Below are 15378 nucleotides of genomic sequence, written 5' to 3'. Positions count from 1 at the left end.
ATCCGGTCGCGGCCCGGGCGGCTCCGGGGCGAGATCCGGGCGGCCCTTGCGAGAGTCAGGTCATCAGCCTAGGGTTCGTCCAACCTTAGTGAGATACATTCGGTTGTAGACACTTGTAGGAAAACGACACAAGGGGGAGTCGAGGAGTGTTGGCCCAAGAGCGCAGGCTCGCCGCGATCGCCGCGGCGTCGGCGGCGGCCTTCCGCCGCAGCGACTACCACCAGGTCCGGGCCGAGGACGTCGCCGAGCGGGTCCGGCTGCCGCGCGGCGGCGACTCCGGCAGCGGGCGCAGCGCGGTCTGGCTCTACAACGAGGTCCGCAGCCGGCGGGTCCTGGTGGCGCTCGCGGTCAAGCACGCCTTCGACGAGTTCACCGCCGGGGAACCGGCTCCCCCGCCGACCCGCTCGGTGCTGGACGCGCAGGCCCTGGTCACCTCGGCGCTGCGCAGGATCGCCCGCTTCCACCAGCTCGACCGTTTCATGCTGGCGCAGGTCCGGCTCGGCATCGGTGACATCTCCACCTCCGAGAAGCGCCCTTCGGCGGCGCAGACCCCGCCAGGCTGGCTGCCCGGCACGTTCGGCGCGGCCGCCGCCGCCGGCTGGGAGGGCCGGGTCACCGCCTACGCCGAGTATCTGGCGCCGCGCCTGCGCGAGGCCGCCCTGACCGTGACCGTGCCGCCGGAGGGCTGGGCCGTGGCCAGCGCGGAGCGCCTCTCCGAGCTGGCCTTCCGGGCCATGGTGGACGACCCGGAGGGCCCGGTCGACCATCAGGCGAACGCGCTGGCCGCGTACTGGCTGTCCCGGGATCTGGTGCCGCTGGCCGGGGAGTGGGCCGACCGGCTGCACACCGCGGAGCGGACCTGCGAGCTGACCGAGCGGATCGGGCCGAACGGCCGGGCCCGGGTGCGCGCCCTGGACGTGGTCTTCCAGGTCCTGCTGGACGACAGCCCGCTGCTGGTCCGGGCCGCCGAGGTGGGCGGCGAGCTGACCGACCTGATCGGCGACCGGGCGGGCGACCGGCAGTGGCGCTGCGACGTCACCAGCCGCCGCGGCCTGGCCCTGCTCCGGCTGGGCGACACGGCGGGCGCGCGGGCCGGTTTCGAGGAGTCCGAGCGGATCGCGCGGGACTTCTCCGACGACTTCGACCGGGAGTCGTACCTGACCAGGGCCGAGCACAACCTGGCCGAGGTGCTGGTCGAGGAGGGCCGCCCGACGGCCGGCCGGCGCGCGCTGGAGCGGGTGGCGGCGAAGCGGGCCGAGGGCGTGCCGGAGATCGGGGTCGGCGCGCCGTGGCGGCGGCTCACCCTGACCCGGCAGGCGCTGGCCGCGGCCGAGACCAGGTCCGGCCAGGTGGTGGCCGGGGTGGTGCTGGCCGAGCAGGTGGTGGCCGACCGGGAGGAACGGCTCGGGGCCGACAACGTGAACACCGCCTCCGCCCGGGTCACCCTGGCCGAGGCGCTGCTGGCCGCCGGGCATCCGGCCCAGGCCCGCCACCATCTCACCGAGGCGATGCGGCTGCGCGCCCTGCACCTGCCCAAGGAGGGCTACTGGCCGCAGTACGACCTGGTCAGGCTGGCCGAGATCGAACTGTCCGCCGGGTTCCCGGCCCAGGCGGTCCGGCTGCTGGCCGACTCGATCGTGATGACGCCGTGGTTCGCCGACCGGGTCTCCCCCCGGCTGCGCCGCGACGCCACCCTGATCCGGGCCCGCGCCCTGGTCGCCTCCGGCGACGTGGCGCAGGCGCTGGACGACCTGGAGCGGCTGCCGCCGGACCGGGCGGCCAGGCGGGCCAGGGCCGCCGCGCTGCTGGTCATGGGCGAGACCGAGGCCGCGGTCCGGCTGCTGGACACGATCGCCGAGGCGGAGCGGGAGCTGGAGGACGACCATCCTGGTCAGGCCGAGACGCTGCTGCTGACCGCGCGGGCGGCCACCGTGCTGGCCGAGGACGACGCCGCCAACGCGGCCGCCGCGGCGCTGGGCGCGCTGGGCAAGGAGGCCATGGACGCGACCCACCCGATCCTGCTGGCCGGCCGCCTGGACACCGCCCTGCAACGCGCCAGGACCGGCCACGCGAGCGACGTCCGCGACCTGCTGGCGCCGATCCTGGACCGCAAGGTGCTGGCCCACAGAAAGCCCGCGCTGGGCGACGGGCATCCGCTGCTGGCCGAGGCGCGCGCCCTGGCGACCCGGGTGGGCGACCCGCCGTCGGCGCTCCCGGAGGACCGCCTCTGGGAAGATTTATAATGTAGTGCCAACTATATAACTCATTCCACGAATCTTCGGTGTTGCCTATATTAGGCTCGTACGTGATGGGTTGGGGGGCCCGGGGCGATCTGTCACCGAGGAGTCAAGTCTCATGGGCTTCCCCCCAGGAGAGGTCCCGCCGACCAGGAGGGATCTGGCCGTCCCCGAGACGCGCCGGGACGGCCCGCGAGCCGGGGCCGGGGGCCTGCCGCCGTCACTCGCGGAGGCCTACGAGGTCGTCCGGCCGATTCCCGGCCAGGGCGCGGAGGCGGACCTGGTCGTGGTGCGGGACCGGGCCGGGCACGAGTTCGTGCTCAAGGTCTACCGCGCCGGATACCGCGCCGACCCGAAGGTGTGGGCGGCGGTGCGGGAACTCCGCTCCCGCCACATCGTGCGGATCGTCACGACCGGCCAGGCGGACGGCCGCGACTACGAGATCCAGGAGTACGTGCCCGGCGGCACCCTGGCCGACCTGGCCCGCCGGGGGCCGGTCGACACCGGGCGGGCGGTCGCCCAGCTGGCGGACGCGCTCGGCGAGCTGCACGGCCTCGGGGCGGTGCACCGCGACCTGAAGCCCGCCAACGTGCTGGTCCGGGGGACGGAGCCGCTCGATCTGGTGCTGGCCGACTTCGGGCTGAGCCGGGGCATCGACGCCTCGATCGTGTTCGGGACGGCGTCCAGGACGCTCGCGTACGCGCCGCCGGAGTCCTTCAGCGGCGCGGTCTCCCGGCAGTGGGACTGGTGGTCGCTGGGCGTCCTGGTCCTGGAGCTGGCCATCGGCCGGTCCCCGTTCGAGGGCATGACCGAGCAGGCCGTCATGCACCACCTGCTGACCAAGGGCATGGACGTGGAGCCGGTGGCCGATCCCCGGCTGCGGCTGCTCTGCCGGGGCCTGCTGCTGCGGGATCCCGCCGTGCGCTGGGGCGCCGCGCAGGTCGCCGAGTGGCTGGCCGGGTCGGCCCCGGTGGTGGCCGAGGACCGGGGTCCGGGAGACGGGACGCGGATCCCGCTGCTGTTCCTGGGCGAGTACCACACCGCCCGGGTGCCGCTGGCGCGCGCGATGGCCGCCCGCTGGGACGACGCGGCCCGCCGTTTCCTGGTCACCATGGGCACGCCCGAGCACCCCAGCGAGGGCTGGGGCACGCTCCGCGCCTGGCTCCGCCAGTTCGACGACCCGGCCGCCGACGACGTGGAGGGCCGCCAGGAGCTGATCGACCTGCGGCTGACCTCAGCCGCCCGCTCCCCCGACGTCAAACTCCTCTACCTGCTCTACTGGCTGGACCCTGGCCTGCCGCCGCTCTACCGGGGGCGGGCCGTGACCCTGGACAGCCTGCGGGAACTGGCCGCATCCGCGCCGGCCCGCCCGCAGGAGGCGCGGGCGATGCTGGCCGACCTGTGGGACCACCACCTGCTGCCCGTGCTGGCCGGCCTGACCGGCGCCGAGGAGCTGCGCGGCGTGGACGCGCGCTGGCGGCGACTGGCGGCGGCCTTCCCCACCGTCGCCGCCCACCCCGGCTTCGACGAGGCGCAGGTCCGCGGTGGCCTGCTCGCCCTCGCCCTGGACGAGCAGGCCACCGCGCGCACCCTGCGCGACTCCACCAGCCAGGTACGGGCTTCGCTGCCGGCCCCGGTGCCGTGGTTCGCGGACCTGATCGACTCAGGCGACCCGGTCCAGCTGCTGGCCGCCCACCTGGCCGCCGGCACCGCGCGCGCCTGGGCCGAGAACGAGGCCCGCCGCCAGGCCGAGCAGCGCGCCGCCTCCCTGGCCAGAGAGCAGCGCTGGCGCGAGCTGGAGACGTTACGCGAGGCGGGCCGGATGCGGGCGGTGAGCTGGGCGGCGCTGGCCGTCGGGATCCTCTCGGTGCTCTGGCTGATCGTGCTCTGGCTGGCCGACGCGCTCCCCCGGGAGGGCGTGGACCCGTGGACGGGCGTGACGGTGACCGCGACACCGTCGATCCCGTTCCTGGTGATGGCACTGGTCTGGTTCTGCCTCGGCCTGGCCGAGACCGTGCTGGCACTGCAGATCGCCGGGGCGTACTACCCCCGCTACTCGCTGCTGGGGCCGCTGGGCCGGATCGCGGCCGGGGCGCGCGGACCGGCGGGCGCGCTGCGCTCGCTGTCCCAGCTGGCCGCCGGCGGGCGGGGCGGGCTGATCGCGGCGGCGGTCATCTTCATCTTCCTGCTGATCGTCGTCAACATCGTGGCGGGGCTGCTGGTGCACTACCTGATCCTGCCCGCGGGGGTCGCGGTCGCCTACGGCCTGTGGACCCACCGCCGCTGGCAGAACTGGGAACGGGAACTCGGCCAGGCCAGGGCGAACACACTGGGGGGTAACGCGTGAGCGGCGAGGTATTCCTGATCGCGGCGCTGGCGGGGGCGGGCGCGGTGGTGGCGGTGGGGTTCGCCAGCCGGACCGCGATCGCGGGCACGACGCTGGCGCTGGAGGGCGTGAGCGCGCTCGGCGAGCACATGAACGGGGTGGTGGCCCGCGCCGAGGAGTCACACCGGGAGGCGTGCGCGTGGGGAGCGGCGGCGAGCGGCGTGCTGGACCGGAACGCGCGGCTGGCCGTGCTCGCGGAGGCGTGCGCGCGCACGCCGGGGGGCGACGGCCCGGCCGCGCTGCTGCCCGAGCCGCTGACGCCGGCCGGGATGGCGGCGGCGGAGCTGCTGCGCTGGTGCGGCGAGACCGACGAACGCCTGCGCCGGGTGGACGGGGAGCTGACCGGGCTGAACGCGGCCGCGCTGACCACGACGGTGTTCGACGACCTGATCCGGGCCCTCGGCGGCGACGGTCACGCCGGGTCGGCCGCCGAGCTGGCCGAACTGCTGGCCGCCCTGCCGGAGGCGCCGCAGGCCTGGCGGAACGAAGGGGCCGCCCGCGATCTCGCCGAGACGCTGGACCGGGTGCTGGGGCGGCTCACGGCCCACGTCTCCGCGCAGGACCTGGACGCCATCCGCGCGGCCGCGCGCCGGGTCGGCGCGGCGGCCGGACCGGCCGAGGCGCGGACCCGGGTGGTGGACGTGCGGCACCGGGTGCAGCTGGCCAACCAGGCCGCCACCGGGCGGCGCGCCCGCGCGTTGGAGGCCGCCCGGCTGCTGCACGCGCTGCGGCTGGACGCCCCCGCCGAGTACGACCAGGTCAAGGCCGGGCTGGCCGAAGTGGTGGCCGGTCGCGCCGACCTGGAATACGGCCTGCGGGCCGAGGCGCGCGCCGCGTGCGAGGCGGTGGTGGCCGCCGCGGACCGCGCGCACGTCCGGGCGAGCCTGCTGGGCGCGCTCGGCGACCTCGGCTACCGGGTCGAGGAGGGCTTCGAGACGCTGCAGCCGGTGCGCCTGGCCAAACAGGGCTGGGAGCAGCACGCCGTCCAGCTGGTGCTGACCGAGGAAGGCGGGGTCCGCTCTGCCGTCGTGCGCACCGCCGACGGCGCGGACGCCGACGCGGCCCGCGAGCAGGAGTGGTGCGACGCCTTCGACCAGGCCAGGGCCCGGCTGTCGGCCGAGGGGGTGGACACCTCGGTGGAACGCCTGGTCCCGCCGGGCTCACGCCCCGCGCCCCGGGTCCGGCCGCGCGGCGCGCTGCCCCGCAGGCTCACCCGGGCCAGAGAGCGTGACCGGCCGGAATGAGCGAGATGGAGTGGCCCGCGTTCGCCAGGGAGATCGACGTGACCCTGGCCGTCCAGTCGCAGTACGTGCTGTACGGCAACCTCCGTGACCTTTTCCTGGTGCGCGCCGCGGACGGGACGCCCGCGCTCCGGTCGTTGCGCGACCTGCTGTGGCGGGTGCTGGAAGCCGGCGACTACCGGGCGCTGCTCTCCTACGATCCGGTGGACGGGCTGCTCGTGCACCCGCAGCGGCCGGAGGCCCTGGACGCGGCCACCCGACTACTCGGCGGCAAACCCGGCGACCAGCCGCCTTCGCTGGCCCGGCTGCGGACGGAGCTGACCGCGTTCGGCCGCCCGCAGGAGCCGGGGGAGCCGCCGGTCCGGGGGGCGTTCGTGGTCGACTACGCCTCCCGGCTGGTGGTCAGCCCGGAACAGCTCGACCCGGCGGAACGCGACTTCTTCCTGTTCTGCCTGAAATCCTCGCGTACGGCGATGCCGCTGTTCCTGCCCGGAAGCACCCGCCCCGGCCCGCTCTACAACCCGGTCTTCTGGCTGGTGGAGCGGGAGCGGGATCTGCCGTCGTGGCTGACCGCCGGGAACGAGCGGATCAGGGCGATCGGGGTGCCCAGCCCGGACTTCGGGGACCGGAAGGAGACCGCCAGGCTGCTGGCCGCCTCGTTCCCTGGGGCCGGCCAGGATCCGGAGGTGTGCGACGCCTTCGCCGAGCAGGCGGAAGGGCTGGCGCTGCGGCAGATGGTGGACGTGACCCGGCTGGCCCGCGATCGCGGCCTGGGGTTCGAGCAGCTGCCGGACGCGGTGCGCACCTACCGGCTGGGGGTGCTGGACAACCCGTGGCGGCGCGGATTCCTGCGGCAGCGGATCAGGGACGGCGAAACCAGTGTGCCGCGCCGCATTCTCGGACAGGACGCGGCCGTGGTGAAGACGCTGGACATTCTCAAGCGGGCCGCGCTCGGGCTGTCGGGCGCGCAGGCGGCGCAGTCGTCGTCCCGGCCGCGCGGCGTGCTGTTCTTCGCGGGGCCGACCGGGGTGGGCAAGACCGAGCTGGCCAAGACGGTGGCCGCGCTGGTGTTCGGCGACGAGGCCGCCTATCTGCGGTTCGACATGAGCGAGTTCTCCGCCGAGCACGCGGGCGACCGGCTGATCGGCTCGCCGCCCGGATATGTCGGGCATGAGGCGGGCGGGGAGCTGACCAACGCGGTACGGCAGCAGCCGTTCCGGGTGATCCTGTTCGACGAGATCGAGAAGGCGCATCCGCGGATCCTGGACAAGTTCCTTCAGGTGCTGGAGGACGGGCGGCTGACCGACGGGCGGGGCACCACGACGCACTTCTCCGAGTGCATCCTGATCTTCACGTCGAATCTGGGGATGGCGGGGAGTGCGGTGCGGCATGGGTTGCCGTACGAGGAGATCGAGCGGACGATCAAGGCGGCGATCGAGGATCATTTCGTCCAGGTGCTGAAGCGGCCGGAGCTGCTGAACCGGCTGGGCGACAACATCGTGGTGTTCGACTTCATCGGCGCGGAGGCGGCCGGGCGGATCTTCGATCTGCAGCTGGCCAACATCCTGCGGGTGGTCAGCGAGCAGCACGGGATCGACGTGCTGCTGGGTGAGCCGGCCAGGAGCGAGCTGAAGGCGTGGTGCACGGCCGGGCTGGAGAAGGGCGGGCGCGGCATCGGGGCCGCACTGGAGTCACTCCTGGTGAACCCGCTCGCGCGAGCGCTGTTCGAACTGCCGCCGGGGCATCACGGGCCGGTGACCGTGACCTCGATGCGCCGGGACGGCCCAACCGTGACACTGGAGCCGGCGTGACCGGGCCGGGGCCGGACTTAGGGCCGGAGCTGGGGCCGGACTCGCGGCCGAAGTTGCGGCTGAACCGGTGCCATTACCCGGTGACCACGCTCGGGCCGGGGGTGCGGGCGGGGGTCTGGGTGCAGGGCTGCACGATCGCCTGCCCCGGCTGTGCCGCCACCGACACCTGGTCGTCAGAACCGGGAGCGGAGGTGCGGGTGGAGACGGTGCTGGGCTGGCTGGCCTCGCTGGACGGGCCGGTGGACGGCGTCACCATCTCCGGCGGCGAGCCGTTCCAGCAGCCGGACGCGGTCGGCGAGCTGATCGCCGGAATCCGGGCCTGGGCGGGCGAGCGGCCGGTGGACGTGCTCGCCTACTCGGGGTACACGCTGTCCCGGCTGCGCGCCAGGCCCGCGCTGTCCGCGCTGGTGGACGCCTGCGACGCGGTGGTGACCGGGCCGTACGCGCGGAATCGGCCCGACGGCGGCTGGCTGCGCGGCTCCGACAACCAGGTCCTCACCGTGATCACCCCGCTCGGCCGGGACCGGTACGGCGGCGACCCGCCCGACGGCCCCCGGCTTCAGATGGGCGTGGAAGGGGAACGCGTCTACCTGATCGGCGTGCCCCGCCGGGACGACCTCGACCGCACGGCCGAGGCCCTGCGCCGCGCCGGCGTACCCATCGAGGAGGCGTCGTGGCGGACCTGACCTGCCCCTACTGCGGCAACCCCGCACCGGAGACCGCCCCACTCTGCCCGACCTGCGGCGGCCCGCTCCTGACGGGCGAAACCGGCCAGAGCGGCCAGCCCGGCCAGGATAGCCAGGCCGGCCAACTCGGTCACGCCGGCCAACTCGGTCAAGGCGGCCAGGCTGGTGAGCCCGGCAAGACCAGGATCGGCCCGCTCCCCGCACGCCGGGACGGCTGCCCGGCCTGCGGCGCCGACATCCCCGACCCCGGCAACCTGGTCTGCGTCGAATGCCTGGAACCGCTCGGCCGTACCCCGGACCGGCGGGAACCGGTCGCGGGCACCCGGCGGGACCGGCCGCGCACGCTGCTGCTGGACTTCCCCGGCGGCCGGGTGACCGTCCCGCCCGGCGGGACCGAGACGCTCGGCCGCGACCCGGCCGCCGGCGGCAGCGCCCAGGTGTTCCAGCGCTTCGAGAACATCTCCCGGCGGCACGCCACCCTCGGCGTCGACCCCGGCGGCTCCGCCTGGATCCGGGACGAGAACTCCACCAACGGCACGTTCGTCAACGGCGTCCCCATCAGGCCGGGCGCCAGGACCTCCCTCCACGACGGGGATCTGCTCCGCCTGGCCGCCGACGTGGAGGCGCGGGTACGGCTACGGGAGAACGCCGATGGATGACCGGCTCGTGATAACCGCCCTGACCCACGTCGGCGCGGTGCGCGACCACAACGAGGACGCGGTGACCGCCGCCGGGCTGGTCATCTCGGAGATCTCGATGGCCGAACCGATCACCTGCTCGCTGCCACTGTCCCGCACCGTCCTGGTGGCGGTCGCGGACGGCCTGGGCGGGCACGCGGGCGGCGAGGTGGCCGCCGCGCACACTGTCGGCGTGCTGGCCCGCCAGGGCGCCGCCGCCGACGGCCCCGGCGAGCTGGCCGGCCTGATCAAGGACATCGACGCCCAGCTCACCGCCCTGGCCGCGCAGCACCCGTTCCTCACCGGCATGGCCACCACCCTGGCCGGGCTGCTGTTCACCCCCGACGCCACGACCTGGTTCAACGTCGGCGACTCCCGCGTCTACCGCCTGGAGGACCGCTTCCTCGGCCAGCTCTCGGTGGACGACTCCCCGCGCGGCGGCGAACCCGGCGCTCCCCCGCCCCCCACCCACATCGTCACCCAGGTGATCGGCGGCTCAGGCCGCGACATCGACGTGCACACCGGCGCGGACGAGCGGACCGGCTGCTGGCTGCTCTGCACCGACGGCCTCACCGACCTGGTCCCGGTGGCCGACATGGAGGAGGCGCTGAACACGGCCGACGACGACAGCCAGGCGGTCAAACGCCTCTGGGCGCTCGCCATGAACGCCTCCGGCCGCGACAACATCACCATCGTGCTGGCCCGGCGCGGCGGGGAGCGCTGATGCCCTCCCGCAAACTGGCCCGCTACCTGATGCAGCACCTCCGCGAGATCCACGACGCGCTGGACGCCGAGACGTGGGCGCGGGTGGCCGCGCTGCTCGACCGGATCGCCGTCGAAGCCGACCAGGACGCCGAGGCCGACTGGTACGACCTGCTGGACCTGATCCAGTTCTCGCTGCCGCGCGGCCACGAGATCCGCCGCGCCATCTCCGCCGAGACCGCCGGCGGCACCAGGGGCGCGCCCGCCGACACCGAGATCTCCGCCACCCTCACCGTGCTCCGGGCGATGCTGCCCGACCTGGCCGAGATCGCCGGGGACACCGACGTGGACGACGACATCAAGGAGGTCAGGGAGCGGCTGCGGGCCGCCCCCTCGGTCTCCCTGGAGGAGCTGCGCGCCCGGGGCGCCGACCCGGACGCCGCCCACCTGCTCCGGCTGCCGGGCCCCGGCGGCGTCACCGTCCCCGCGTTCCAGTTCGGCCCCGACGGCGCGGAACTGCCCGCCGTGCGGACCGTCAACCTGCTGCTGGCCGCCGGGCGCGACCCCTGGGGGGCCGCCCACTGGTGGCTCCGCGGCAACGCGCTGCTCGGCGACGCGCCGGCGCGGCTCGTCGCCGACCATCCCGACGACGTCATCGAGGCCGCGCAGGCCCTTCGAGAGGAGTACTGAGGTGCCCGCGCAGGACCCCCCGAACCTCCGCGCCATCGCCGCGCACCGGCTACTGCTGCCCAGGGGAACCCAGCTCTGGCGGGTTCACCTGCGCAAACACCCGAGCGACACGTTCACCCCGGCGCGCCGCCACCCCGGCAGGTACGGCGGCCGCTTCGACGGCGCCGACCCCGACCTGTACGACCACTGCTACCTCGCCTACGAGCAGAGCACCGCGCTGGCCGAATGCCTGCTCCGGTCGGTACGGTTCGACGACGAGGGCCCCCGCGAGCTCACCCTCGCCCAGCTGGAGGGGCGGCGGCTGTCCCTGGTCGAGACCACCCGCGAGCTGCCGCTGATCTCGCTGTCCAGCACGCCCGCGCTGGCGGCGGTGGCCCAGGACGAGTGGCTGATCCAGGCGGAGCCGCCGGAGTACCCGCTGACCCGGCGGTGGGCGCACTGGATGCGAGGCCTCGAACCCGGCGCGGCCGGGCTGGACTGGATCTCCCGCCGGGATCTGCCCAAGCGCAGCGTCATCCTGTTCAAGGACCGCTGCCCGGCGCCGCCGCTCGCGGCCACGCCACTCCACGTCGAGCTGGACACCGAAGAGGGATTCGCCTGGCTGGACGTGATGCTGCGGCCGTACCGGGCCAGGGTGCTACTGCGGTGAGCCGGGTTCCACGTCCTGGGCGCGGAGAGCGGAGAGCATCTCGGCGGTGAGGTCGCCGAGGTAGGCGAGGCGGGCCGCGCGGGCCTCGGGCACCACCTCGACGACCGGCAGCCCGGCCCCGGCGGCGGCCTCGGTGATGTGGCGGGTGAGTTCGCGGTGGTCCAGGTGCTCCTCCAGGGCCTTCTCCAGGGAGGGGGCCGAGCCGGCCAGCCGTACCGCGCCGTGGGCGGCCTCCCGGAAGCGGCCGGCGGCCAGGTGGGCGGCGAGCAGGTCGCGGATCTCCTGTGCGTCGGCGCGGCCGGGGAGTTCGACGGCCAGTGCGTCGGCCTCGGTGAGGATGGCCGCCAGGGAGTCGGCGGCCTCCTGGGCGCTGTCCCTGGCCTCGGCGAGCAGGGCGGTCCGCCGGGCCACCTGGGTGAGGTGCTCGCCGACCAGGTCGTTGAGGCGGGCGTAGCCGAACCTGAAGGTGCGGGTGTCGGCCACGCCGGCGCGGACGGCGGCCAGCTGGTCGGCCACCGCCTGCGCGCCGTCGGGATCCAGGGCGACCCGGTCGTCCCATTCGTCCAGGCGGGTGTGCACCAGGTCGAGCGCGGCCACCCGCTCGTCCTCGGCCAGCACGGCGGCCAGGCCGGCCCGGACCGCCTCCAGGCGGCGGGCGGCGGCGACCAGGTCCAGGTGCACGCCATCCGCGTCGGCCTGGTTGGCGACCCGGGCCAGGCGGGTGCCGAGCACGGCCAGCGTGCGCAGCACCCCCTGCCGCTCGTCCTCGGCCGTGCCGGTCACCCGGAGGCCGGCCAGCGCGTCGGTCCTGCGGGCCAGGACGATCAGCCGATCGGACAGCCGTTCCCGCTCCGCCGCCAGGCGGGACGCGTGCTCGGCGGCCCGGGCCCGGCGGCGGTCCTCCTCCCGGCGGCGGCGCTCCTCGATCCTGCGGCGGCGCTCGCCGTCGAACGCCCTGGCACGTTCCCCGGCCAGTGCCACATCCACGTACCTGGGATTTCCTGACATTCGGGACCCCCTCGCCGAGGCCGAACTATGGGATTTTTAGAAGTGGTCGAGAAGTTCGGGGAATCGGGTCAGCCGGAGCACGCCCTGGTCGTGCGGGTCCAGTTCGGCGTGTTCCAGGACCCAGGTGTGCTCGTGCGGGATGAAGACCGCGTTCATCCCGGCCTGCCTGGCCGGGCCGATGTCGGATTTCGGGGAGTTGCCGATCATCCAGGTGGACGAAAGTGCCAGGGAGTGTTCCCGGGCGAGCCACTCGTACACCTCCACTCCCTTTTCCGGAACAATATGGATATTTCCGAAATGTCGGGCAAGTTGTGAGGCGTCTAGTTTGCGTTGCTGTTCCGCCGGGTCGCCCTTGGTGAGCAGGAGCATCCGGTGCCGGGCGCCCAGCTCGGCGAGCGTGTCCGCGACGCCGGGGATCAGCTCGATCTCACCCCTGATCAGGCGGATCGCCAGCTGCTCGATCCGGCGCTGCTCGTCCAGGGTGGCCGGGCGTTCGTTCAATCGCTCCAGGCACTCGGCGAGGCTGCGCAGGAAGACCTTGCTGCCGTAGCCGTGCGCGACCGCGTTGGCCCGCTCGATGTCGTCGAGGATCGCCCTGATCTCGGACTTGGCCAGGGTGGGATGGGCCATCCAGTCGAAGAAGTCATCGATGACCCGCTCGAACAGGATGTTGTTCTCCCACAGGGTGTCATCCGCATCGAAGATGAGCACCTGTCCGTCCCGCCGCACATCCGCCCCCAAATATCTGTGGATACCTCTAATTAAGCACTACTTGCCGGTTCGCTCACGGAGAAGCAGCAACGCGTATGCGGCGATCGAGCAGGAATCCCCGAAACTACCGTCGCTGATCATGCGTTCCAGCTCCGCCCTCGGCACCCAGGACTGGGTCATGTCCTGCTCGGACGCCTCCCGCCGGGTGGGACCCGGGGTCAGTCCGGTGGCCAGATAGACGTGGAAGCCCTGGGTGATGGTCCCGTGCGCGTTGTCCAGCCGGCCGAGCCGGTCCAGGCTCGCCGCGGTCAGGCCGGTCTCCTCGGCCAATTCGATCCTGGCCTCGTCGGCGTGGTCCCGCGCGGGCGCGGCGCCCTGCGGGAAACTCCACGATCGGCGGCCGATCGGGTACCGATATTCTTGGACGAGGTGGAATCCGTCCCGTTCCATCGGGATGACCAGCACGAAATCCGGCTTGTCGACATAACCGTACAGACCGGGCGATCCGTCCGGTCGTTCGATCTCGTCCTCCCGCACGGTCATCCAGGCGTTCTTGTACACCACCCTGGAGGAGATCGTCCTGATCATCGCATCGGTCATGAGGCCCGATACTACCCAGTGGTGATTGTTGCGGCGCGGAATAAGTTGGTGTGTCCCGGCGCTGTGCCGGACTGAACAGACAAGGTCATGAGGTTGGAGGGCAGAATGCAGTTCGGGATTTTCACCGTCGGCGACGTGACGCCGGACCCGACGAACGGCCGGGCGCCGAGCGAGCACGAACGCATCAAGGCGATGGTGACGCTCGCGCTGAAGGCCGAGGAGGTCGGGCTGGACGTGTTCGCCACCGGCGAGCACCACAACCCGCCGTTCGTGCCGTCCTCGCCGACGACCATGCTCGGCTACATCGCCGCCAGGACCGAGCGGCTGATCCTGTCCACCGCGACCACCCTGATCACCACGAACGACCCGGTCAAGATCGCCGAAGACTACGCGATGCTGCAGCACCTGGCCGACGGCCGGGTCGACCTGATGCTCGGCCGGGGCAACACCGGCCCCGTGTACCCGTGGTTCGGCCAGGACATCCGCAACGGCCTCTCGCTGGCCGTCGAGAACTACGCCCTCCTGCACGAGCTGTGGCGCACCGACGTGGTCGACTGGGAAGGCCGGTTCCGTACGCCCCTGCAAGGTTTCACCGCGACCCCGCGCCCGCTGGACGGCGTGCCCCCGTTCGTGTGGCACGGCTCGATCCGCACCCCCGAGATCGCCGAGCAGGCCGCCTACTACGGCGACGGCTTCTTCGCCAACAACATCTTCTGGCCGAAGGAGCACTTCATCCGCCTGATCAGCCTGTACCGGGAGCGGTACGCCCACTACGGGCACGGCACGGCCGAGCAGGCGTACGTGGGGCTGGGCGGGCAGGTGTTCATGCGGAAGAACTCCCAGGACGCGGTCCGCGAGTTCCGCCCGTACTTCGACCAGGCCCCCGTGTACGGCAACGGCCCCTCGCTGGAGGAGTTCACCGAGCAGACGCCGCTCACCGTGGGCAGCCCGCAGGAGGTCATCGACAAGACGCTGATTTTCCGCGAGCACTTCGGCGACTACCAGCGGCAGCTGTTCCTGATGGACCACGCGGGCCTGCCCCTGAAGACGGTCCTGGAGCAGCTGGACCTCCTCGGCGAGGAGGTCATCCCGGTGCTGCGCCGCGAGTTCGCCGCGAACCGCCCGGCGGACGTCCCCGACGGCCCGACGCACGAGTTCCTCGTCGCCCGCGCCGCCGCAGACGCCGCGTCCGCAAACGCAGCCTCCGCAAACGCAGCCGCCGCAAACGCTGCCGCCGCGGACGCTGCCGCCGACACCGCTTCTGTCACCGCTTCTGTCACCGGCTGACCGGCTTCACCGATCAGGAAGGACATCGATGCACCCCTACCGACTCGTCGTCGTGACCGCCGGTCTGAGCCAGCCCTCCTCGACGCGGCTGCTGGCCGACCGTCTCGCGGAGGCCACCCGGCTCGCGGTCGAGCACCCGGTCGAGCTTCGCGTGATCGAGCTCCGCGACCTGGCCACCGACGTCGCCAAGAACATGGTCACCGGCTTCCCCTCGCCCACACTCGCGGACGCGCTGGACGCGGTCACCAGGTCGGACGCGCTGATCGCCGTGTCGCCGATCTTCACCGCCTCCTACAGCGGCCTGTTCAAGTCCTTCTTCGACGTGCTGGACAACACCGCGCTGACCGGCAAGCCCGTCCTCATCGCCGCGACCGGCGGGACCGCCCGCCACTCGCTGGCCCTGGAGCACGCGCTCCGCCCGCTCTTCACCTACCTGCGCGCGACGGTGGCCCCGACCGCCGTCTACGCCTCCTCCGAGGACTGGGCCTCCAACGGCGACACCGGCCTCTCCCGCCGGGTCACCCGCGCCGCCGGCGAACTCGCCGACCTACTGCTGCGCCGCCCCGCACCGGCCGCCGTGCACGACCAGCAGGACCGGGTGGTGCCGTTCGCGGAACAGCTCGCGGCCGTGCGCCCGGCCTGAGGACGGCTCAGAGGTTGTTGAGCCGAGACCGCCACCAGTGACAGAGCGGG

At 73.3% G+C, this 15378-nt stretch carries 14 protein-coding genes; 11 read left to right on the top strand and 3 right to left on the bottom strand.

The window, feature by feature from the left end; genetic code table 11:
• The first annotated feature begins 146 nt into the window (after window positions 1-146).
• The 9 genes from Acor_RS23440 (at window position 147) to Acor_RS23400 (ending at window position 11079) form a co-directional block, all read left to right on the top strand.
• Window positions 147-2243: a tetratricopeptide repeat protein gene (locus tag Acor_RS23440; RefSeq protein WP_155338869.1), complete on the top strand. Its 2097-nt coding sequence runs from the start codon at window positions 147-149 to the stop codon at window positions 2241-2243.
• A 112-nt stretch (window positions 2244-2355) separates the two neighbouring features.
• Entirely contained in the window at window positions 2356-4584 is a 2229-nt protein-coding gene (locus tag Acor_RS23435; RefSeq protein WP_155338868.1) for a protein kinase domain-containing protein, read from the top strand.
• Window positions 4581-5867 (top strand): hypothetical protein, encoded by a 1287-nt coding sequence (locus Acor_RS23430; protein WP_155338867.1) that lies wholly within the window; start codon window positions 4581-4583, stop codon window positions 5865-5867. The genes Acor_RS23435 and Acor_RS23430 overlap by 4 nt, the downstream gene beginning before the upstream one ends.
• Before the next feature lie 5 nt (window positions 5868-5872).
• The gene (locus Acor_RS23425) at window positions 5873-7675 is read left to right on the top strand and encodes an AAA family ATPase (RefSeq protein ID WP_246239020.1); all 1803 of its coding nucleotides are present in this window, start codon (window positions 5873-5875) and stop codon (window positions 7673-7675) included.
• A gap of 80 nt (window positions 7676-7755) precedes the next feature.
• The gene (locus Acor_RS23420; RefSeq protein ID WP_246239015.1) at window positions 7756-8361 is read left to right on the top strand and encodes a 4Fe-4S single cluster domain-containing protein; all 606 of its coding nucleotides are present in this window, start codon (window positions 7756-7758) and stop codon (window positions 8359-8361) included.
• Window positions 8349-9020, top strand: a complete 672-nt coding sequence (locus tag Acor_RS23415; RefSeq protein WP_155338865.1) for an FHA domain-containing protein — start codon at window positions 8349-8351, stop codon at window positions 9018-9020. The genes Acor_RS23420 and Acor_RS23415 overlap by 13 nt, the downstream gene beginning before the upstream one ends.
• Window positions 9013-9762, top strand: coding sequence for a PP2C family protein-serine/threonine phosphatase (locus Acor_RS23410; protein ID WP_155338864.1), 750 nt, complete (start codon window positions 9013-9015; stop codon window positions 9760-9762). Before Acor_RS23415 ends, Acor_RS23410 begins: the two co-directional genes overlap by 8 nt.
• Window positions 9762-10430: a hypothetical protein gene (locus Acor_RS23405; RefSeq protein WP_155338863.1), complete on the top strand. Its 669-nt coding sequence runs from the start codon at window positions 9762-9764 to the stop codon at window positions 10428-10430. The genes Acor_RS23410 and Acor_RS23405 overlap by 1 nt, the downstream gene beginning before the upstream one ends.
• A gap of 1 nt (window position 10431) precedes the next feature.
• On the top strand, window positions 10432-11079 hold the full coding sequence (locus tag Acor_RS23400) for an RES family NAD+ phosphorylase (RefSeq protein WP_170317045.1): 648 nt from the start codon (window positions 10432-10434) through the stop codon (window positions 11077-11079).
• On the opposite strand, the gene Acor_RS23395 is transcribed toward Acor_RS23400, so the two are convergent.
• Genes Acor_RS23395 through Acor_RS23385 form a run of 3 tightly spaced genes read right to left on the bottom strand, consistent with a single transcriptional unit; the run spans window position 11068 to window position 13398 of the window.
• Window positions 11068-12087, bottom strand: a complete 1020-nt coding sequence (locus Acor_RS23395) for a hypothetical protein (protein WP_155338861.1) — start codon at window positions 12085-12087, stop codon at window positions 11068-11070. The genes Acor_RS23400 and Acor_RS23395 overlap by 12 nt on opposite strands.
• Window positions 12088-12123: 36 nt before the next feature.
• A complete protein-coding gene (locus Acor_RS23390; protein WP_246239014.1) occupies window positions 12124-12798 on the bottom strand; it encodes an HAD family hydrolase in 675 nt (224 codons plus the stop codon).
• Window positions 12799-12855: 57 nt separating this feature from the next.
• Window positions 12856-13398: an NUDIX domain-containing protein gene (locus tag Acor_RS23385; protein ID WP_155338859.1), complete on the bottom strand. Its 543-nt coding sequence runs from the start codon at window positions 13396-13398 to the stop codon at window positions 12856-12858.
• Window positions 13399-13503: 105 nt separating this feature from the next.
• Between Acor_RS23385 and Acor_RS23380 the strand changes: the two genes are divergently transcribed.
• Together Acor_RS23380 and Acor_RS23375 are read left to right on the top strand one after the other, a co-directional pair.
• Entirely contained in the window at window positions 13504-14685 is a 1182-nt protein-coding gene (locus Acor_RS23380; RefSeq protein ID WP_155338858.1) for an LLM class flavin-dependent oxidoreductase, read from the top strand.
• A 28-nt stretch (window positions 14686-14713) separates the two neighbouring features.
• The gene (locus Acor_RS23375) at window positions 14714-15328 is read left to right on the top strand and encodes an FMN reductase (protein WP_155338857.1); all 615 of its coding nucleotides are present in this window, start codon (window positions 14714-14716) and stop codon (window positions 15326-15328) included.
• The last annotated feature ends 50 nt before the right edge of the window (window positions 15329-15378 follow it).

It is taken from the genome of Acrocarpospora corrugata, from assembly GCF_009687845.1.
Lineage (GTDB): Bacteria > Actinomycetota > Actinomycetes > Streptosporangiales > Streptosporangiaceae > Acrocarpospora > Acrocarpospora corrugata.
This window is presented reverse-complemented; position numbering and strand designations above follow the sequence as displayed.